A 20,546-nucleotide genomic window follows, 5' to 3' on the forward strand; every position below is an offset into this window, starting at 1 on the left:
TGATTTGTAAGATCGAAAAGCATCATTTTCTTGAGGGCCTTCACTGGGGTCGAGATTCAACCGCGCCGCAACATTAACGCCGCCACGGCACACAGCGTCAAGGCCACACATGCCAGGTAGAACGCATCGCTGTAGGCCATCAGGAACGCCTGGTGATGAATGCCCTGATCCAATATCTGCAAGGCCCATTGCTGGTCCGGTAATTGCGCCTGCAACACACCCTCACCGGGCAAGCGTTGCTGCAAGGCCGGGTCGAACACCGTGACTGACTCATTGATACGTGCCGCATGCACCCGCTCACGCACCACCACCAGTTGCGCCAGCAGCGCCGTGCCGACGGCACCACCCAGGTTGCGCAGCATCGAAAACACCGCCGACGCCGAGCCCGCCTCCGCCTTCGCCAACCCCTGCACGGCGAGTACTGACAAGGCCACCATGATCAGCGGCTGGCCGATGCCGCGCACGACGATCGACGGCACGATCACATTGCTGGCACTGTCGGTCGATAGATGAGCGCCCATCCAGCAGCCCAACGCCATGATGGCGAAGCCCGAAGCGACCAGCAGCTTGGCGCTCAGCCACTTCATCAGCCGTGGCAAGAACGGCGCCATCACCAGTTGCACCAGCCCGTAGAGAATCAGGCTTACCCCGATTTCCCGCGCGTTGTAGCCCTGCAGTTGCGACAGGTAATTGGGCACCAGGAACACCAGGCCGAAGGTGCTGGCGCCGAAAATGAACATCGCCACACTGGCCACCCCGAAGTTGTAATGCCCCAGCAACCGCAAGTTGATAAACCCGTGCCGCCCTCCTAACTGACGGGCAACAAAGCCGATCAACCCCACCACCGCCAACAACGTCATCCACACGATGAACGGCGAGCCGAACCAATCTTTGCGCCCCCCCTCCTCCAGCACGATTTGCAGCGCACCGAGGCCCAGCACCATGCAGGCGATTCCCCACCAATCGCCCTGGCGCAACAGCTTCAGTTGCATGGGCTGACGATCGATGGACCAGGCCACCGCCGCCAGCAACGCGATACCGGGGAAGAGTTGAAGGTAGAAAATCCAGCGCCAGGAATACATGTCCGTCAGCCACCCGCCCATGGAAGGGCCGGCCGCCTGGGCCACGCTATTGGCCAAGCTGAACAGCGCCATGCCCAGCGGCACCTTGCTGGCCGGCAACTCGGTGATGATCAGTTGGAACGACAACGGAATCAGCACCGCCCCGGCCGCGCCCTGCACCACGCGGATCACGATCATGGTTTGCAGGTTTGGCGCCAGCGAACAGGCGACCGACGCCACCAGGAACAGGCCCGAGCCCACCAGCATCACGCGGCGCAGCGAGAACACCTGCACCAGCCAGGCCGTGAGGGGGATCATGATGATTTCCGCCACCAGGTACGCGGTGGAAATCCACGAGCCTTCCTCGAACGTCGCCCCCAGGGCGCCTTCGATTTCCGGCAGCGCGGCGCTGGTGACATGCACGTTCATGCCGGCCATGAAACAACCAAACAGCCCGCCGATCACGGCCACCCAGGCACGCAGCGAGACCTGGGACGAATGCGCCTCAGCCTCCATGGGCACGCTCCCCACGGGTATCGACCGTGGCGATCACCGACATGCCCGGCAGGATCGGCGGGCTCGCGCCGCCCCGCTGCACCAGGCGGATCTTCACCGGAAAACGCTGGACGATCTTGGTGAAATTGCCCGTGGCGTTGTCTGGCGGCAACAGCGCAAACACGGCGCCGGAACCGGGGGCGATGCTGTGGACTTCACCCTGCCAGTGCTGGCCACTGAAGCTGTCCACCGCAATCTCCACCGCCTGCCCCGGTGCCATGTGCTGCAGCTGGGTCTCCTTGAAATTGGCGATCACATAAGCCTGGGTCACCGGTACCACGGCCAACAGCGGCAGACCCGGCGTTGCGTATTGCTGGCGCCGCACCTTGCGTTGCCCGACCACGCCATCAAAGGGCGCACGGATGGCGGTATCGGCCAAGGCATTGCGGGCCAGGGCCAGGCTGGCCTGGGCTTCGCCAATATGCGCCTGGCGCTCGAGCAACTGGGCCTGGGCTTGCTGTCGACGCGCCTGGATAACCTGCGCCTGCGCCTGCTGGCGCGCGACCTGGGCACGCGCCTGGGCCAGCGCCGCCAGGGCTTGGGCCTGGCTGGCGCTCACGGTTTCCAGGTGCTGCGCGCTGGCCACCTGTTGTGCCACCAAGTTGCGATAGCGCTGGTAGTCCAAATGCGCCCGTCGCGCTTCAGCCTCACCGCTGTCGAGGGCTGCACGTGCTTGAACGATGCGTTGCTGTTGTTCGCTCAATTGTGCGTCCAAGGTGTCCAGGCGTGCCTGCTGCGCGGTGACCGCCGCATGTGCTTGCTGCAACTGCGCCTCGGCACTGTGCAGGCGCTCGGTGTAATCCCGTGCATCGATACGCACCAGCACATCTCCGGCCTTGACCGCCTGGTTGTCGTCGACCAGCACCTCGCTGACATAACCGGCCACCCGCGGACTGATTGCCACCCAGTCGGCGCGCACATAGGCATCATCGGTTTCCTCCAAGTATTGGCCCAGGTTCCACCACCAGGCGCCAGCCCCTACGACGCCCAGCAAAGCGGCGACTGAAACAGCGCTGACCAGTGCCCGGCGATGACGCTGCATCAACGTAGGAGGAAGGACTTCAATTGCCTGGTTCATGGGCGAGCTCCGAGGGTATTAACAGTGAGGGAAGACGCTGGATCGTCACGCTGCCAGCCGCCACCCAGGGCCTGGAACACGTCGATCTGACGGTTGATCAATTGCAGGTCGACCTGGGCCAGGCGCGCCTCGAGGCTGACCCGGTTGCGTTCGCTGTCGAGCAGTTGCAGGGCATCCAGCCCACCGGCCTGGAAGCCACGCCGGGCCAGCTCGAAGGCGCGACGGCTGTTATCGAGAGCGTCGGCAACGGCCTGGCGACGCTGCTGTTCGCCCTGGTACAGGGCCAAGGCTTGCTCGACTTGCTTGAGCGCGCCCAGCACCGTGGCATCGAATTGCGCGAGGGCCTGGTGGGTCTCGGCCTGGCGTTGGCTGATACGCGCATGGGCGATCTGCCGGTCGGGAAACTGCCAGGACAGCAAGGGCCCAATGCCGTACACCACAGCATCAGCATTGCCCAGCTTACCCAGGCTGGCAGCCGAAGAGCCCAACATGGCGCCAAAGGTGATACGCGGATAAAGCTGCGCGCGGGCAACGCCCGTGGACGCTGTGGCTGAACGCAACCGCGCTTCGGCGCGACGGATATCGGCGCGCCGTTGCACCAGCGCCCAGCCCTCGCCCACTGGCAACGGTGCCTGCAATTGCGGCGCCTGGGCACAGCGCAAGGCGATCACCTTTTCCGGGGTTTGGCCGCTGAGCGCGGCCAGTTCATACAGCGCGCTCTGGCGCCGGGCAGTGAACATGGGCAAGGGCGCGCGGGTCTCCTCCAGCAAGCCCTGGAGGCGCGCGACGTCCAGTTCGGTGGCGGCACCGGCGTGGCGCAAGCGCTGGGTGATGTCGACGCTCTGCTCCAGCAATTGCACCGAATGGCGCTGCACCTGCGCCTGTTGCGTGTAGACACACGCCTGGGCATAGGCCCTGGCGGTCTGCGCCGCCACGGTCACGCGCCACTCATCTTCCATCGCCCGTGCCACCTGGGCATCGGCGCGGGCGGCGGCAATGCGATAGCGCACCGCGCCCCACAGGTCCAGGGTGTAGCTCAGGGAAAATTGCGGGGTATGGCTCCACTGCCCATCCGCTGACTGGCCAGAGGCCTTGGCCAGGGTCTGGTCATCACGACTGCGCCCATAGTCCAGGCCATAGGACAACGTCGTCGAGGCACGGCGTTCACCTTCAAATTGCTGCAACTGCGCGAGCAATGCATCGACATGGGCACCGGCTGCCTCCAGGTCTTTGTTCTCACGCAGTGCCTTTTCCACCAGGGCATCCAATTGCGGGTCGCGGTACAACTGCCACCAATGGTCGGGCAGCGCGTCACTGGTTTCCACCGACAAGCGTGGCGCGGGCTGCGCGGTGACCTGGGTCGACGGCACGTGGCCGCACGCGACCAACGCACTCAACACAACCGCGAGCGGTGTGCGGTGTAAGGCGACAATCACAGAGCTGGGCATCACAAGGCTCGTTCAAGAAAGGGCCTTGCAGCATAGGCAGTCGCCCCACGGGTTTCGCGCGCGCCCAGGCCATGTGTCGTCGCCGGACAGACACCGGGATGAGCGAATCAGGCCCCCGGGCGGAAATGACTCGGCGGGTAGCCCATCGCTCGCCGAAACATCGCACTGAAGGCGCTCGGGCTTTGATAGCCATGCTCCAGCGCCACCTCCAGAATGGAGACGCCCTGGGCCAGCAATTTCAGGCTCAGGGCCAGCCGCGCGCGCTTGCGCCATTCGCCAAAGCTCATGCCCAGTTCGCGCTGGAAAATCCGGCTCAGGGTCCGTGTACTCATGTTCAGGATGTCGGCCCAGGCTTGCAGGCTGCTGTCATCGGAAGGGTTGCGGATAAAGTGCGTGCACAACCGCGCCAACCGCGCTTCGGCGGGCACCGGCACATGCATCGCGACCACGGGCGCCGTGAGCAGCTCCATGCGGATCAGCTCGATCATCGCCTGCATGCGCGGGCTGTTCTGCCCGGCGATCAAGGTGGCGGCGACGATCAGTTCGCGCAGCAGCGCCGACACTTCAATCACCTGGCACACTCGGCCCAATTCGGGCTCGGCATCCGGCGCCAGGAACAGTGTGCGCATATGCACGTCACCGGCCATGCGAATCTCATGGGCCGTCCCCGCGGGCACCCACAGCGCGTGCCCGGAAGGCACCAGCCAGCTGCCTTGCGCGGTGCTGACCAGCATGACCCCGGAGACGCCATGAATCAGTTGGGCTTCGGCATGGCAATGGGCGTGCACCACCTCATCGTTGTGGTAATTGTCGGCATAGGCTTCAAGCCACGGCCTGGGAGACGATTGGGCAGTCATGGGCGGGTCTCGCGTCAACAGGCCCTGAGTCTAGCGAAAAGCACGCTGGCGAAAACGATTGAAAGAGACAGCTGTCGTCGCGCTCAAGACATCCGGTGAACTTCCGCGCCGCGCCGCCAGTCAGCTGAAAGGACTCTGACAATACGGTGGATGGTCGATGCAGATTTCATTGCAGCAACAAGTGGCCCTGGTCACCGGCGCCAGCTCCGGCATCGGTGCCGGTGCAGCCAAAGCCCTGGCCGCTGCCGGTGCGGCCGTGGTGCTCAACTACAACGCCCAGGCGGCACCCGCCGAGGCCCTCGCCGCACAGATCAATGCCGACGGCGGCCGGGCGATTGCCATCGGTGGCGATGTGTCCAAGGAGGCCGACGTGGAACGCCTGTTCGCAAAGAGCCTCGAAGCCTTTGGCCACCTGGACATCCTGGTGGCCAATTCCGGCCTGCAAAAAGACGCGAACCTGGTCGACATGAGCCTCGACGACTGGAACACGGTGATCGGCGTCAACCTCACCGGCCAGTTCCTCTGCGCCCGCGCCGCCGTGCGAATTTTCCAGCGCCAGGGCGTGCGTGATGGTGTGTCGCGAGCGGCGGGCAAGATCATCCACATGAGTTCGGTGCACCAGTTGATCCCCTGGGCCGGGCATGTGAACTACGCCGCGTCCAAGGGCGGCGTGGAGATGCTGATGCGCACCCTCGCCCAGGAAGTCAGCGAGCAACGCATCCGTATCAACGGCATTGCCCCAGGAGCGATTCGCACGGCGATCAACCAGGCGGCCACTGAGGGCGCGGCTGAAAAAGAGCTGCTCAAGTTGATTCCGTATGGGCGTGTGGGCGACGTGGAAGACGTGGCCAATGCGGTGGTCTGGCTGGCCAGTGACGCCTCGGACTATGTGGTGGGCAGTACCCTTTTCATTGATGGCGGGATGAGCCTTTATCCGGAGTTTCGTGGCAATGGTTGATTTGAACAAAGAGCCCCAAAGCGCCATCGATGCCCACGGCATTATCGGCGACATGCGCAGCGCCGCCCTGGTGAACGACAAGGGCAGCATCGACTTTTTCTGTTGGCCTGAATTCGACAGCCCATCGATTTTCTGCTCGCTGCTCGACACCCCCGAGGCCGGCATTTTTCAACTCACCCCGAACCTGCCCGAGGCCCGCCGCGAGCAGATCTACCTGCCCGATACCAACGTGCTGCAAACCCGCTGGCTCAGCGACGAGGCGGTAGTGGAAGTGACCGACCTGCTGTGTGTCAGTGAAGCCGTCGACGACCTGCCCCTGTTGATTCGCCGGGTGCGAGTGGTCAGCGGAACGGCAACGATTCATCTGCGCTGCGCTGTGCGCCATGACTATGCGCGGGCGCGAACTCACGCCAGCGCCGATGAAAACGCCGTGCTGTTCACCGCTGATGGCCAGCCTGGGCTGCGCCTGGCGGGCAGCCATGCGCTGCAACTGGATAACCAGGCCGCCGTGGCGACGTTTACCCTCGGCCAGGAAGAAAGCGCCGAATTCATCCTCGGTGGCGAGGACGACCCCCGGGTCACCAACGCCTGCACCGACCTGTACCTGCAACGTACCCTGAGCTTCTGGCGCGGCTGGATCGCCCAATCGAATTACCGCGGACGCTGGCGCGAAATGGTCAACCGCTCGGCGCTGGCACTCAAGCTCCTGACCTCGCGCAAACACGGCGCAATCATCGCCGCCGCCACCTTCGGCCTGCCGGAAACCCGCGGCGGCGAGCGTAACTGGGACTACCGCTACACGTGGATCCGCGACGCCTCGTTCACGGTCTACGCCTTTATGCGCCTGGGTTTCATCGATGAAGCGAACGCCTACATGCGCTGGCTCAAAGGCCGGGTCAGCGACTGCTGTGGCCAACCGACCAAAATCAATATCCTCTACGGCATCGACGGCCGCCAGGAGCTGCCCGAGGCCACCCTTGATCACTTCAGCGGCCATGGCGGCGCGACCCCGGTGCGCATCGGCAATGAAGCCTTCGACCAGGTGCAGTTGGACATCTACGGCGAGTTGATGGACGCGGTGTACCTGGTCAACAAATACGGCGAAGCCATCTCCCACGAAGGCTGGAAACACACGGTGGAAGTGGCCGATCAGGTCTGTGAAGTCTGGAACCAGAAAGACGTGGGCATTTGGGAAATGCGCGGCGAGCAGCATCACTTCCTGCATTCGCGGCTGATGTGCTGGGTAGCCCTGGACCGCGCGATCCGCCTGGCCTCCAAGCGTTCCCTGCCGGCCCCGTTCGCGCGCTGGGACGAGACACGCCAGGCGATCTACGCCGACATCTGGAGCAACTTCTGGAACGAAGAGCGCGGGCATTTTGTGCAGCATATCGGCAGCACCGCGCTGGACGGTTCGATGCTGCTGATGCCGCTGGTGCGCTTTGTCGCCGCCACCGATCCGCGTTGGCTGTCGACGCTGGAAGCGATCCAGGACAGCCTGGTACGCGACGGCATGGTGTACCGCTATCGCAACGACGACAGCCAGATCGACGGCCTGCAAGGCACCGAAGGCGCATTTGCCGCCTGCTCGTTCTGGTACGTCGAATGCCTGGCCCGCGCCGGCCAGGTGGAAAAGGCCCACCTGGAGTTCGAACAGTTGCTGCGTTATGCCAACCCACTGGGGTTGTACGCCGAAGAGTTCGACAGCCAGGCGCGGCATTTGGGCAACACCCCCCAGGCGTTGAGCCACTTGGCGTTGATCAGCGCGGCGACATTCCTGGATCGCAAGTTGAGTGGAGAGAAGACGGTGTGGCAGCCCTGAGGTCGCCTGTGTGTGCTGGGGGTGTTGGCGCAGGAGTGGCGCTTGTCGCCCACGGCCCCACTGACAGTGAGCCGGTACCCCTGCTGCACGGCTTCCCCTATCACTCCATAGGGATCTAAACAACGCTGGCTCAACGCTGAATGCCCGGCAGATGAGGCTGTTGTGGCGAGCGGGCTCGTCCCGCGTTGGGGCGCGAAGCGGCCCCATTACAGGCGATGTGTTTTTAACTGACACACCGCGGTGCCTGGTTTTGGGGCTGCTACGCAGCCCAACGCGGGACGAGCCCGCTCGCCACAGGGAGATGTGTCAGGGGCTGAAAAGTTGTGTAGATACCGGCGTTGGCCAAGGATCTGCTGGAACTCATGGATGGGCTGGCGATCCCCCTGGAGGACGACGACGTGGCGCACTTCAGCGGTGTCTATCGCCGGCAGGTGCTGGCCGGTGTGGGCCACAATATCCCCCAGGAAGCGCCACACGCGACCCTTGAAGCGCTGTTGGAATTGCTTGCCTAGGCCACTGGCGAAAAACGTTCGCGATAGGCCTGTGGCGTCACCGCCAAGGCCCGCAGGAAGCTGCGGCGCAGCGTCTCTTCACAGCCAAAGCCGCACTGCACGGCGATGCGCTTGATCGATGCCGTACTGTCCGCCAGTTGCCGGCGGGCAGTCTCAACACGGATCAACTCGACGGCACGCGCCGGGGTTTGCCCGGTTTCGGCACGGTAGTGGCGCACGAAACTGCGCTCACTCATGCCGGCTTGGGCGGCCAGGGTCGCGAGGGTCAGGTCGAGGGTCAGGTTCTCGGCGATCCAGGCGTGCAATTCGGCAAAGCGGCTGTCGCCCTTTTGCAACGACAAGGTCACGCTGAATTGCGATTGGCCGCCGGGGCGCTTGAGAAACACCACCAAATGCCGCGCCACTTCCAGGGCGACGGCGCGGCCCAGGTCTTCTTCCACCAGCGCCAGGCACAGGTCGATACCGGCCGTCACGCCGGCCGAGGTCCACAGCGTGCCTTGCTGGATAAAGATCGGGTTGGCCTCGACCTGAAGCGCGGGGAACTTGCGCGCCAGCTCGTCACAACGCGTCCAGTGGGTGGCCACGCGGCAGCCGTCGAGCAAACCGCTGGCGGCCAGCAGAAACGCACCGGTACATACCGAAGCCATGCGCCGGGTATGCCGGGATTTTTCCCGCACCCAATCCACCAGCGCCGGGTCTTCGGCGGCGCCGTACACGCCCCAGCCGCCGGCGATCAGCAGGGTGTCGCAAGGCTGGTCAACCGCAGGCAACGGCTCGGCCACCAGCGCCAGGCCAGCGGAGGTCATCACCGGTTGTGCCTGATCGGCGATCACCGTGACGGCATAGGGCAGCGGCAAACCGCGTTGGCGCGCCAGGTCATTGGCCGAGGCGAACACTTGCAGCGGCCCGGTGACATCGAGCACTTGTGCATTGTCGAAGGCGAGTACGTGAACAAGTCTGGGCATGATTGGCGTGATTCGTGGGCTCAATGGCGTATGCGCCAAAGCCTAGGCCTCTAGAGTGAAGCCGTCCACCCCTTTATCGGAGCGTCATTCATGACTTTGCAGATCGGCTTTGTGTTGTTCCCCGGCATCCAGCAACTGGACCTTACCGGCCCGTACGACGTATTGGGCTCGTTGCCGGACGTACAGTTGCACCTGGTCTGGAAAGACCTGGCTCCGGTCACGTCCAGCACCGGGCTGGTCTTTACCCCGACCATGACCTACGCCGACTGCCCGAACCTGGATGTGCTCTGCGTGCCCGGCGGTTCCGGTGTGGGCCCGTTGATGGAAGATCCGCAAACCCTGGACTTCCTCAAGGCCCAGGCCCGGACCGCGCGCTACGTGACGTCGGTGTGCACCGGTTCGCTGGTGCTCGGCGCGGCGGGCCTGTTGCGCGGGCGCAAGGCGACGACGCACTGGGCCTACCACGACCTGCTCGCCCCTCTTGGCGCGATCCCGGTACAGGAGCGCGTGGTGCGCGATGGCAACCTGTTCACCGGCGGCGGCATCACCGCCGGCATCGACTTCGCCCTGACCCTGGCAGCGGAGTTGTACAGCGAAGCGGCGGCACAATTGGTGCAGTTGCAGATCGAATACGCCCCGGCGCCACCGTTCAATGCCGGCCGCCCAGACACGGCGCCCACCGCTGTGCTGGAAGAAGCCAACAAGCGTACGGTCGAATCGCGCAAGACCCGCGCTGAGATTGTGGCGCGGGCGGCAGCGCGATTGGGTTGACAACGCGGCTCGCGGCCAACGTGGGTTGTGTAGGGGCGCCGGCTTATCGCAGCAGCGATGAGCCGGGGGAGCGTGCTTTTTTTCAACAAGCCATCACGTCGGTCGGGCCATCAGCGCCAGGCGCACGGCCAACACCGTCAGCACCGTGGCCAGGCCCCACTTCTGCAGGGTGGCGGTGCCGGGGCGGCCGCTGAAAAACCGGCTGGCCGCCCCGCCAAACACCCCCAGCACCAGGTGAAACACGGCGGCGATGAAGGTCAGCACGCCGCCCAGCACCCACAGTTGCGTCGCGATCGGGCCTGCTTCGGGGCGCACGAACTGCGGCAGGAACACCACGAAAAACAACAGCGCCTTGGGGTTGAGCAAACTGTTGAGCATGGCCCGTACGCATACACGGCCCAACCGCACGCGTTCGACCTGAGTAGCTGCACCACCGGGCTTTGCCTGCAAGGTCTTGGATACCAGCCACAGCAGGTAAATCACGCCGGCATAGCGAATCAAGTCGAATGACGGAGGCCAACTCGCGACCAAGGCCGTCACGCCCATGGCCGTCAATGCCGTCAGCAGCAGGTCCGCTACGCCGATGCCCAGGGCCGAGGCCGCGCCACCGCGCCAGCCATGGGTCATGCCGTGGCTGATGACGAACGCCATGTTCGGCCCCGGCGATAACAGCAACAGCACAACAGCACCGGAAAAAACCGCCAAGGTTGCGAGATCTATCATGCTCGGCCCATCCACCGGGAAAGCCCGTAGATTAAGCAGCGAACCTGACGCAAACAAAAAATTGTGCTGGATACAATCCCGCACGTACGGGTCATCGACTACAGCATGAATAACGTTTGGACGCTCACACTGCCGGGCACTCACCTGTTCGCCAAACACTATTATCAAACAGTGGGCACCGCTTCCCAGGACAACTTCCTGGATGAACCGCATCATTTAAGCGTAAGTTCCGCAGACAACTTCCGAACCAACGAAAGCCCGGCGGCTGGGCACTTTGTGCTCCTGATCAACCCATACTTGTCCCCTTTTCCTACCTCTCTTTGGAAAAGGTTCTCGCGTTAAACAGGAAAAATCTCACATTTGTTCCTACACTCAAAAACACACGCCATGACCGAGTGCCTGGACAAGGATCGTCAATAAAATGCCAAAAGAATATCGCCTAAAGCGTCTATCACAAGACTTCCGCAACATCGTCAATTCGTTGACATAGCACACAAAGGGACCACTCCTTTAGTCACCACCCCGCACATTCCACTCATATGAATGGGCGGTTGCGTTTTATCCAGAGTTGCCGTCGTTCGACGTTCCCTCAATAAAGTGGCCCGCCGCCTTATTAAATAAAGAACCGAACAGAGAAGTCTGGAGTGCAATGAGGGATGTTTTATGCCAGAGACGTCGTCCGTCGACAGCTTGTTTTTAACACGTGCGGGTTTTGTTGAATTTTTTGTTGTTTTCGTCAAATCGATCCATGGCCTGACGGCTATCCTGCCGCCGTTGGTGCTGGTATTTTTCATCGACCCGATGGCCCCTGAACTGCGCTCCCACTTTCTCGGCCTGCTGCTGTTTTTCGCGATCCTGACCATTATTCTGTTCCAGGCTCTCGGTATTTATTCCGAGGAACTGTTCAGCAATCGACTGCGCTTGCGCACCAAGATAAAGGCCTGGTCGGCAGCGTTTTGCATCCTGCTGTTCATGTACCAGATCCTGCAGTTTTTCCCGCAACTGACCCCGCGCAACCTGGTGTATTGGTACATCACCAGCCTGGGGCTGTTCTGCCTTGAGCGCCTGCTCATGCTGCGCCTGTACCGCCAGCTGATGCGCCACGGCATGTACCTGCAACGCACGGTGATCCTGGGCTTCACCGATACCGCCGTGCACGTCGCCGATCACCTGCAACGCAACGGCGATATCCGCTCGGGCCTGATCGGCTTTATCGATGACCGTACCGAGCGCATTCCCAAATCGTTGAGCAACCTGCCCTTGCTGGGCAACACCCGCGAGTTGGAAAAGCTGATCCGCGCCGAGCAGGTCAACCAGGTCATGATTTGCCTGCCCTGGGCGGCCGAACAGCGTATCCATGGGCTGGTCAATCGCCTGCGCCAGATGTCGGTGAACGTGATGCTGGTGCCCGACATGGCCGCCTTGCGCTATGGCCACAGCCGCATCAGCGAAGTGGGTGGCATCCTGATGTTCAACACCTCGCAGTTGCCACTGCGCGGTTGGTCGCCGGTGATCAAGCGCCTGGAAGACTGCCTGTTGGCAAGCCTGGCCCTGGTGGTGCTGTCACCGTTGATGCTGGCGACCGCGATTGCGATCAAGCTCGACTCCAGGGGCCCGGTGCTGTTTCGCCAGAATCGATTTGGCTACAACAACAACGAAATCCGCGTATTCAAGTTCCGCTCGATGTACACCGACCAGAGCGACTTCACCGCCGAACGCCAGACCACGCGTCACGACCCACGTATCACCCGGGTCGGACGCATTATCCGCAAGACCAGCATCGACGAGCTGCCGCAGTTGTTCAACGTACTGCTGGGCAACATGTCGATCGTTGGCCCGCGCCCCCACGCCACGGCCACCAAGGCCGCCGGTATTCCCTTCGAAGTGGCGGTGAGCGAATACAGCTCGCGGCACCGGGTCAAGCCTGGAATCACCGGCTGGGCGCAGATCAACGGCTACCGCGGTGAGACCGACACGCTGTTCAAGATCCAGAAACGTGTCGAGTACGACCTGGAGTACATCTCCAAGTGGTCGGTGTGGTTTGACTTGTACATCGTCTTCATGACGGTCCCGGCCGTCCTTTCCACCAAGGAAGTCTATTGATGAATCCCCTCGACGGATTAATTCCCTGCATCATTTCCGGTGGTTCGGGCACGCGGCTGTGGCCGGTGTCGCGGCAGAACATGCCCAAACCCTTCATGCGCATGCGCGATGGCCAGAGCCTGTTGCAGAAAACCTTCCAGCGCGCCAGCCGCCTGCCCGGCGTGCAGAGCGTACTCACGGTCACCAACCGCGACCTGCTGTTTCGCACCCTCGATGACTACCGGCTGGTGAACAAGGCGCACCTGCCCCTGGACCTGTTGCTGGAGCCGTTCGGTCGCAACACGGCCGCCGCGATTGCCGTGGCGGCACTGCATGTACAGGAGCATTTCGGCGACGACGCGCCGTTGCTGGTCATGCCGGCCGACCACTTGATCCTCAATGAAACCGCGTTCGCCGCCACCGTGAGCCAGGCCCGCGAGCTGGCTGAAGCCGGCTACCTGGTGACCTTCGGTATCCAGCCCGATCGCCCCGAGACGGGCTTTGGCTACATCGAGCAAGGCGAGGCCTTGAGCGCCGGGTATCGCGTCAAACGCTTTGTCGAGAAACCCGACCTGGCCACGGCCCAGGCCTACCTCGACGGTGGCAAGCACCTGTGGAACGCCGGGATGTTCTGCTTCAAGGCCAGCACCCTGGTCAACGAACTGACGACCTATGCTCCCGACGTCCTGGAAGCGGCCAGCGCTGCGCTGGCGCATAGCCAAAGCCTACAGAATAAAACCTCGCGCCAACGAGAGCTGGACGCCGATGCCTTCGGCAGCGCACCGGACATTTCCATCGACGTGGCACTGATGGAGAAATCCCAGCACGTGGCCGTGGTGCCTTGCGACATCGGCTGGAGCGACATCGGCTCCTGGGAAGCCCTGCGCCAACTCACCCCCAATGACGCCCAGGGCAACCAGGTCAATGGCGAAGCGATCCTGCACGACGTGCACAACTGCTACATCGACTCGCCCAAGCGTGTATTGGGCGCGGTGGGCGTGCGCGACCTGATCATCGTCGACACCCCCGACGCGCTGCTGATCGCCGACGCCCATCGCAGCCAGGATGTGCGCTACATCGTCGCCGAACTCAAGCGCCAGAACCACCCGGCGTACAGCTTGCACCGTACCGTGACGCGGCCGTGGGGCACCTATACCGTTCTGGAGGAAAGCCCCCGCTTCAAGATCAAGCGCATCGTGGTCAAGCCCCTGGCATCGTTGTCGTTGCAGATGCACCACCACCGCAGCGAGCACTGGGTGGTGGTCAGCGGCGCGGCACAGATCACCAATGGCGAGCGCGAGTTCTTGATCAACGCCAACGAGTCGACCTACATCCCGGCCGGGCACAAACACCGTTTGAGCAACCCGGGCATCATCGACCTGGTGATGATCGAGGTGCAGAGCGGCGAGTACCTGGGGGAGGACGATATCGTGCGCTTCGATGACATCTACGGGCGCGCGCCCCTCGACGTGAACAAATGATATGCGCACCGCGTTGATCATCCCGACCCGCAACGCCTCCAGTCATTTGGCGCGCCTGTTGCCCGCCCTGACGATGCAAACCCTGCAACCGGACGAGATGCTGGTGGTGGACAGTGCCTCCAGCGATGACACCGCGGCGCGCTTTCAGGCGTTTGGCGCGCGGGTCGAGGTGATCGACGCCAGCACGTTCAACCATGGCGGCACGCGACGCTGGGCCAGTGAACAGGTGGACGGCGACGCATTGATCGTGATGACCCAGGACGCAATTCCCGCCGACCCGCAGACCTTCGCTAATCTGCTGCACGAGTTGCAGGAAGACCCGCTCAACGGCGTGGCCTACGGCCGCCAATTACCACACCCCGACGCCGGTGTGCTGGGCGCGCAGTCGCGGCACTTCAACTACCCGCCCCAGAGCCGCAGCAAGAGCCTGGCCGATGCGCCGGAACTGGGGATCAAGACCTGCTTCAGCTCCGACTCGTTTTCCGTGTACCGGCGCAGCGCCCTGGAGGCGGTCGGCGGCTTCCCTGTGGATGTGATCGGCAGCGAAGACGCGTTTGTGGCAGCACGCCTGCTGCTCGACGGTTACAAAGTGCGCTACGCCGCCACGGCGCGGGTGTACCACTCCCACGACTACCGGCTGATGGATGAGTTTCACCGCTACTTCGACATTGGCGTGTTCTACGGTCGCGAGCCGTGGATCCGCGAGGCCTTCGGCGATGCCGGCGGTGAAGGTAAACGCTATGTACTGGCCGAGCTGGCGGCCTTGCGCAAGGCCGGTGCCTTGCACCGCGTCCCCGAAGTCCTGGTGCGCAGCGCGTTCAAGTTGCTCGGCTATCGGCTGGGCCAACTGGAGCGCCGCCTCCCCGTCGCCCTCAAGCGGCGCATCAGCATGTTCCCCGGCTATTGGAGGTGAGCATCATGACCTACAGGAGGTCCCCCTTGATGAAACACACCGTGCTCGTCCTGGCCTTGATGGCCCTGACCGCCTGCAACACTCCCGCGCGTATCGTGCCACCGGACGACCAGACCGTCGAAGACGGCAAGCGCGCTCTCGAACAGCTCGCCCAGTTGCCTCCGGCGGTGGAACGCATTCGCGTCGGCGACCAGTTGCGCATCGTGCGTGATGCCGGTGAGATGCCGACCCTGTCGGCGTTCAACGTCAGCACGATCTACGAGCTGACGCTGTACACGGTGCAGAACGACGGCAAGATCAACTACCCGTTCCTGGGGCCGATCCAGGTGGCGCGGCGTACGCCCGCCGAGGTGGCAGAGGAACTGACTGAACGCCTGGCGCCGGTGTACCGCGAGCCACGCGTGACAGTGAATATCAACCAGGCGCCGGGCAACTCGGTAATCGTCGGCGGCGCGGTGAACAACCCCACGGCGGTACAGATCGCCACGGCCAATACCCTGGAACAGGCGATTGTCGGTGCGGGCGGTGTCAGCCAGGCCGGCAACGCGAGCATGGTCGCGCTGCTGCGCGAAGACGCCCAAGGCGCCTACCACGCCTACTTCCTGGACTTCAGCCAGTTCCTCAAGACCGGCACCAGCGGGCGCAAACCCGTAGCCCTGCAACGCGGCGACGTGGTGTTCGTGCCCAAATCCAACGTCGGCGAACGCATCCAGGGAGTGGATACCTACATGAACCAACTGATCCCGTTCACCAAGTCCATTGGGGTTGGCTACAACTACACCCGAACCAGCAGCGGCAGTAACTGAAGGAGCGACATCCCATGATCGAGATCCGTTCTTTTCGTGACCTGCTGCGCCTGTTCTTCATCTTCCGGCGTGAGTTCAAACTGGCCGCGATTGCCGCGCTGGTGATCATCCTGCTGGGCGCTTTTTTACTGCCGGCCAAGTACGAATCCACCGCGCGCCTGCTGGTCAAGCCAGGACGTGATTCGACACTGCCGATCGAGATCAGCAACCGCCAGGCGTTGGTGATGCCCAGCACCCAGCGCGACCCGATTGTCGACGAGGAACGCCTGCTGACCGGGCGCCCGATCGTGCGCGCGGTGGCCGAGCACTACCTGGAAGTGATCAACAACGCGCCACCGTCGGAGGGCTTCTGGAAGCGCACCAAGCATTACATCAAGGAGGGCGTGGGCGCGGTGTTCGATGGCCTGCGCGTGGTACTGGAAACCGTGGGTGTGATTGAAAAAACCACCGCGGTGGAACGCCTGGCCGCCGGCCTGGAAAAGAGCTTTGAGGTGAGCCACGCCGCCGGCTCCACGGTAATGGACATCACCTTTACCTGGGGCGACCCGCACATCGCCCAGGCGGTGGTCAAGGCTTGGGTCGAGACCTACATCAACGAGCGTACCCAGGCCCTGGGGCGCAAGAGCCTGTACACCTTCTATGAGGGCCAGGTGTCCACCAGCGCCGCCGAGATCAAGCGCTACAAGCAACAGATCCTTACGCATTTGAACCAGATCGGCGCGGCGAGCATCACCGACCGCCTGGAAGACTTGTCCGAACGCATCAACGTGCTGCGCGGCGAAGTGTTCAATACCACGCGCCTGATCGCTTCCTCCGACAGCGCCATCGCCAGCACCCGCGCTCAGCTCAAGACCCAGCCCAAGGAAGTGACCACGGTGCGCCAGATCGCACTGAACCCGCAGCAGCAGGATTTGCGTCGCCTGCTGAACCAGAAACTGCTGGAACGGGCCGACATGATGCGCACCTACACGGATAACGCGCCGCCGGTCAAAGCCCTGGATGCCTCGATACGCGCGATGCAGGCCCAGGTCGCAGGCGAAAGCAACACGGTGCAAAGCTCGGAAAACCGTGCGCCCAACACCCTGGAAATCCACCTGCAGCGGGTGCTGCTGGATGAGTCGAGTAACAACCTGGCGTTGCGTACCCAGCTGGTGCAGCAACAGAAACACCTGGCAAACCTTGAAGGCCAGCGCAAGCAAGCCCTGGAGATCGAACCGGAACTGGCCCGCCTGGCCCGCGAGCTGAGTGCCACCGAACGCAACTATGCGCTGTACGTGGATAACCTGGAAAAATCGCGCATCGACCGTGAGTTGGACAACAGCCAGATCAGCAACATCGCGGTGATCGAGGAAGCCACCTTGAACCCCGGCCGCATCTTCCCGAAAACCCTGATGATGTTGGTGTTGGCGATCCCGTTCGCCATTGTCGTCGGCCTGCTGGTGATCTACCTGTGCTACCTGCTCGACCAGCGCATCCACGACGGCGGCCTGGTAGAACGCAAGTTCGGCCTGCCGCTATGGACCACCCTGCCGGAGCTGGACACCAGCACCGCGCAAAGCACCAACGCGTTCAATGCGAGCATCTACCGGCTGTACGGTTTGCTGCAACTGGAGCGCATCGCCGAACGCGGGATGACCCTGGGGCTGACCTCGGCGCGCCACGGCGAGGGGGTGACGTTCGTGGTGGAGCAATTGCGCCGATTGCTGCAGGAAAACGGCATCAGCGTACGCGTCGGCGGCGTGGAGCCGGCGGCGCCTGGTGAGGTGGTGCTGCTGGATGCCTCGGCGCTGCTGGACAACCGCGACGCGTTCATCACGCTGCGGCGCGCGGACCTGATCGCGTTGGTGGTGGAAGCGCAGAAAAGCACGGTGCCGGTGGTGGAGCATGCGCTGTCGATCCTCAATACCGCATTCGGCAAAGTCGACGGCATCATCATCAACCGGCGTAAATTCGAAGTACCGGCCAAGGTGCTTCAAACCATCGCCAAGTACCAGGGGGCACTCTGATGCGCATCGCCCTGCTCGCACCTTTGCCGCCGGAAAAAAACGGGATCGCCGACTACGCGAACCATTTCAAGACGGCACTGGAGCAGTTGGGTGTGGAGGTGTTGACCCCGTTGAGCGGCGTGGCCGGCACTGGCGAAGCGATCCGGCAGGCCGTCGCCGCGTTCGACTGGCGCCGGGTGGACCTGGTCCACGCCGAATTGGGCGGTGGACGCCTGGGCGAGTTCCTGGCCCTGCGCGCACTGCGCCGGGCCTACCCCCACCTGGCACTGACCGCCACCGTGCACGACCCGGAACGCCTGGTCTGGCGGCGTGAGCACCTGCCCTTCCCGCTCAACCTGCTGGCACGTTTGCCCAGCCCCTTGCCGCAGGCGGCCGTGGTGCTGGCAGACCCGTTGACCTTGCGCGAAGAACGCCAGGTTGCCCAGGGCCTGACCCGCCTGGTGACCCTGACCCGACTGGGCGCCGAGTGCCTGAGCCAACGCATGCAACTGCCGGCGGGTAAAGTGGCGGTGATCAACCATGCCAACCTGTCCATTGCCGCGGCCCCTTTGCCGCCGCTGGAGACACTGCGCCTGCTGTATTTCGGTTTTATCTACCGAGGCAAAGGTATTGAGGACTTGTTGCAGGCCTTGGCCGCCGTGTTCCAGCAAGCCCCCGAAAGGCGTGAGCGTATTCGCCTGACCCTGGCCGGTGGCACCGCCGCCGAAATGGCATTTGGCGCAGGCGGCAATTACCTGGAGCAACTGACCCGCCAGATCGCCGACCTCGGCCTGGCGGGAACCATCGACTGGCGACTGAACCTGCCGGCCAGCGAGATTGCCCAGACGATCCAGGCGCACCATGTGATGGTGCTGCCCTATCGCGAATCGAAAAAACTCGGGCTGCTGGGGCGCCAGCGTGGCACCAGTGGCGCGTTGTCCTGGGCGGCCGCCTGTGGGCGCGGCGCGATCACGTCGGATGCGCGGGCGTTTGCCGAAGAAGTCGCCAGCGGCAACGGGGCGATCTATCCCCAGGGCGATGTGGCCGCGCTGAGCGCGCAATTGTTGCGCCTGGCACACACGCCGTCGCTGGCTCGGGACTGGGCCGAACGCGCCGGGGAAATCGGCCGCGAGCGCCTGTGGCCGTTGACCGCGCAAAAGTTTGTACAGCTGTTCGATGAGGCCGTTGCAGGAGCCGACCATGGCGCGTAAACGTACCTGCCTTGCCACCCTGGCCGTGGTCGCCGCCCTGGGCCTGAGCGCGTTTTTGTGGGACCGCCAGGCCGACGCCGAGAGCCATGTGCTCAAGGGCAGCAAGGTGGTGGTGTGGAAGGACTTCCTGGGAGTGAACGCGCAGTTCCTGTGGTTTGCCCCTGAGCGTTACCAGAAGCAGATCGACCGCCTCAAGGCGCTCGGGCTGGAGTGGGTGCGCCTGGACCTGCATTGGGACCAACTGGAGCCGGCCGAGAACCAGTACCAGGTCGCGACGCTGGATCAACTGGTCGGCAAGCTGCAAGACAACCAACTCAAGTCGGTGTTCTACCTGGTCGGTTCGGCACCCTTCGCCACCACCGCGCCCGCCGGTGCGCCTTACCAGGACCAGTACCCGCCCAAAGACCCGAACGTATTCGCCAAACGCATGGCGCTGCTGGCCCAGCGTTACCCCAGCGTCGACGCCTGGCAGGTGTGGAACGAGCCGAACCTGCTGGGTTTCTGGCGCCCTGCGGCAGACCCGGCCGGCTACGCCACACTGCTTACCGCCACCGCCGCCGCGCTAAGGGCGGTCGACCCGAATAAACCGGTGGTGGCCGCCGGCATGGCGTTCTTCGGTGAAATGCCCAACGGCCAGAACCTGTTCAGCGCCCTCGGTGCCCTGGGCGTCGCAAGTTTGAACACGGTGATCGCCTATCACCCCTACACCCAATTGCCCGAGGGCAACGACCCCGCCAACCTGGACTTTATCGCCAAGACCCGCGCGCTCAACCAGGCCCTGCGTAACAGCGGCGTGCAAACCCTGTGGAGCACCGAATGGGGCTGGTCAACCTACACCGGGCCCAAAGACGCCCAGGACCTCATTACCCTCCAAGGCCAAGCGGATTACGTGGTGCGCCGCCTGGCGCTGATGAGCGCGCTGGATTACGACCGAACCTTCCTGTTTACCTTGAGCGACCTCGACCCGCGCGCCAGCGTGCGCGATCAGTCTTATGGTTTGCTCGACATCGACGCCAACCCCAAGCCGGTCTACACCGCCTTGAAACAGTTCCTCGAGGTCAGCGGGCCAACGCTCACCCCCGGCGACCCGCCCACCACCGACGCATGGCCCGACGGTCTGTTCAGCATCGGCTGGACCCGCGCCGACGGGCGCAAGCTGTGGTTCTTCTGGTCGGCCCAGGGGGGTAACGCACACCTGCCAAACCTTGCCAGCGCAACCCTCTATGACCCGCTGCGCGGCACGCAAACCCCGGTGAGCGGCACCAATGGGCTGACCCTCCCGGTCAAGCCAAACCTGCAAATTCTGTTATGGGATTGAGGC

16 protein-coding genes and 1 pseudogene are annotated in these 20,546 nt (G+C 63.4%); 11 read left to right on the plus strand and 6 right to left on the minus strand.

What is annotated here, in order from left to right:
- Positions 1-56: 56 nt before the first annotated feature.
- The 4 genes from AC1Q6I_RS25570 to AC1Q6I_RS25585 form a co-directional block, all read right to left on the minus strand.
- Positions 57-1,577 (minus strand): MDR family MFS transporter, encoded by a 1,521-nt coding sequence (locus tag AC1Q6I_RS25570; protein ID WP_024074443.1) that lies wholly within the window; start codon positions 1,575-1,577, stop codon positions 57-59.
- The gene (locus AC1Q6I_RS25575) at positions 1,567-2,694 is read right to left on the minus strand and encodes an HlyD family secretion protein (RefSeq protein ID WP_102624322.1); all 1,128 of its coding nucleotides are present in this window, start codon (positions 2,692-2,694) and stop codon (positions 1,567-1,569) included. Before AC1Q6I_RS25575 ends, AC1Q6I_RS25570 begins: the two co-directional genes overlap by 11 nt.
- Positions 2,691-4,142, minus strand: a complete 1,452-nt coding sequence (locus AC1Q6I_RS25580) for an efflux transporter outer membrane subunit (protein WP_102624321.1) — start codon at positions 4,140-4,142, stop codon at positions 2,691-2,693. Before AC1Q6I_RS25580 ends, AC1Q6I_RS25575 begins: the two co-directional genes overlap by 4 nt.
- A gap of 107 nt (positions 4,143-4,249) precedes the next feature.
- Positions 4,250-4,999 carry an AraC family transcriptional regulator gene (locus AC1Q6I_RS25585; RefSeq protein WP_024074440.1) on the minus strand — a complete coding sequence of 250 codons (750 nt, stop codon included), beginning with the start codon at positions 4,997-4,999 and terminating at the stop codon, positions 4,250-4,252.
- Between the two features lie 157 nt (positions 5,000-5,156).
- Between AC1Q6I_RS25585 and AC1Q6I_RS25590 the strand changes: the two genes are divergently transcribed.
- From AC1Q6I_RS25590 to AC1Q6I_RS25600, 3 genes and pseudogenes are all read left to right on the plus strand, one after another.
- Positions 5,157-5,957, plus strand: a complete 801-nt coding sequence (locus AC1Q6I_RS25590; RefSeq protein ID WP_024074439.1) for a glucose 1-dehydrogenase — start codon at positions 5,157-5,159, stop codon at positions 5,955-5,957.
- Complete coding sequence (locus tag AC1Q6I_RS25595) at positions 5,950-7,776, plus strand: glycoside hydrolase family 15 protein (protein ID WP_102624320.1); 1,827 nt, start codon at positions 5,950-5,952, stop codon at positions 7,774-7,776. The genes AC1Q6I_RS25590 and AC1Q6I_RS25595 overlap by 8 nt, the downstream gene beginning before the upstream one ends.
- Positions 7,777-8,156: 380 nt before the next feature.
- Positions 8,157-8,288 (plus strand): annotated as a pseudogene (locus AC1Q6I_RS25600) (alpha/beta hydrolase); the annotation flags it as partial.
- On the opposite strand, the gene AC1Q6I_RS25605 reads toward AC1Q6I_RS25600, so the two are convergent.
- Positions 8,285-9,253 (minus strand): GlxA family transcriptional regulator, encoded by a 969-nt coding sequence (locus AC1Q6I_RS25605; protein WP_041160887.1) that lies wholly within the window; start codon positions 9,251-9,253, stop codon positions 8,285-8,287. The pseudogene AC1Q6I_RS25600 and the gene AC1Q6I_RS25605 sit on opposite strands and share 4 nt — an antisense overlap.
- Before the next feature lie 90 nt (positions 9,254-9,343).
- On the opposite strand from AC1Q6I_RS25605, the gene inhA reads away from it, so the two are divergent.
- Positions 9,344-10,024: an isonitrile hydratase gene (gene inhA, locus AC1Q6I_RS25610; protein ID WP_069075632.1), complete on the plus strand. Its 681-nt coding sequence runs from the start codon at positions 9,344-9,346 to the stop codon at positions 10,022-10,024.
- Between the two features lie 93 nt (positions 10,025-10,117).
- Here inhA and AC1Q6I_RS25615 read toward each other — a convergent pair whose 3' ends face one another.
- Positions 10,118-10,747 carry a LysE family translocator gene (locus AC1Q6I_RS25615; protein ID WP_102624319.1) on the minus strand — a complete coding sequence of 210 codons (630 nt, stop codon included), beginning with the start codon at positions 10,745-10,747 and terminating at the stop codon, positions 10,118-10,120.
- Between the two features lie 663 nt (positions 10,748-11,410).
- Between AC1Q6I_RS25615 and AC1Q6I_RS25620 the strand changes: the two genes are divergently transcribed.
- Genes AC1Q6I_RS25620 through AC1Q6I_RS25650 form a run of 7 tightly spaced genes read left to right on the plus strand, consistent with a single transcriptional unit; the run spans position 11,411 to position 20,543 of the window.
- Complete coding sequence (locus AC1Q6I_RS25620) at positions 11,411-12,850, plus strand: undecaprenyl-phosphate glucose phosphotransferase (protein ID WP_102624318.1); 1,440 nt, start codon at positions 11,411-11,413, stop codon at positions 12,848-12,850.
- The gene (locus AC1Q6I_RS25625; RefSeq protein ID WP_102624317.1) at positions 12,850-14,310 is read left to right on the plus strand and encodes a mannose-1-phosphate guanylyltransferase/mannose-6-phosphate isomerase; all 1,461 of its coding nucleotides are present in this window, start codon (positions 12,850-12,852) and stop codon (positions 14,308-14,310) included. Before AC1Q6I_RS25620 ends, AC1Q6I_RS25625 begins: the two co-directional genes overlap by 1 nt.
- 1 nt (position 14,311) lies before the next feature.
- The gene (locus tag AC1Q6I_RS25630) at positions 14,312-15,223 is read left to right on the plus strand and encodes a glycosyltransferase family 2 protein (RefSeq protein WP_102624316.1); all 912 of its coding nucleotides are present in this window, start codon (positions 14,312-14,314) and stop codon (positions 15,221-15,223) included.
- Positions 15,224-15,252: 29 nt separating this feature from the next.
- Complete coding sequence (locus AC1Q6I_RS25635; RefSeq protein ID WP_102624315.1) at positions 15,253-16,029, plus strand: polysaccharide biosynthesis/export family protein; 777 nt, start codon at positions 15,253-15,255, stop codon at positions 16,027-16,029.
- A 14-nt stretch (positions 16,030-16,043) separates the two neighbouring features.
- Positions 16,044-18,035, plus strand: coding sequence for a GumC family protein (locus tag AC1Q6I_RS25640; protein ID WP_102624314.1), 1,992 nt, complete (start codon positions 16,044-16,046; stop codon positions 18,033-18,035).
- Positions 18,035-19,225 (plus strand): glycosyltransferase, encoded by a 1,191-nt coding sequence (locus tag AC1Q6I_RS25645; protein WP_102624313.1) that lies wholly within the window; start codon positions 18,035-18,037, stop codon positions 19,223-19,225. The genes AC1Q6I_RS25640 and AC1Q6I_RS25645 overlap by 1 nt, the downstream gene beginning before the upstream one ends.
- Complete coding sequence (locus AC1Q6I_RS25650) at positions 19,215-20,543, plus strand: cellulase family glycosylhydrolase (RefSeq protein WP_102624312.1); 1,329 nt, start codon at positions 19,215-19,217, stop codon at positions 20,541-20,543. The genes AC1Q6I_RS25645 and AC1Q6I_RS25650 overlap by 11 nt, the downstream gene beginning before the upstream one ends.
- Positions 20,544-20,546: the final 3 nt, after the last annotated feature.

The sequence above is a fragment of the Pseudomonas sp. MPR-R2A5 genome (assembly GCF_058793055.1).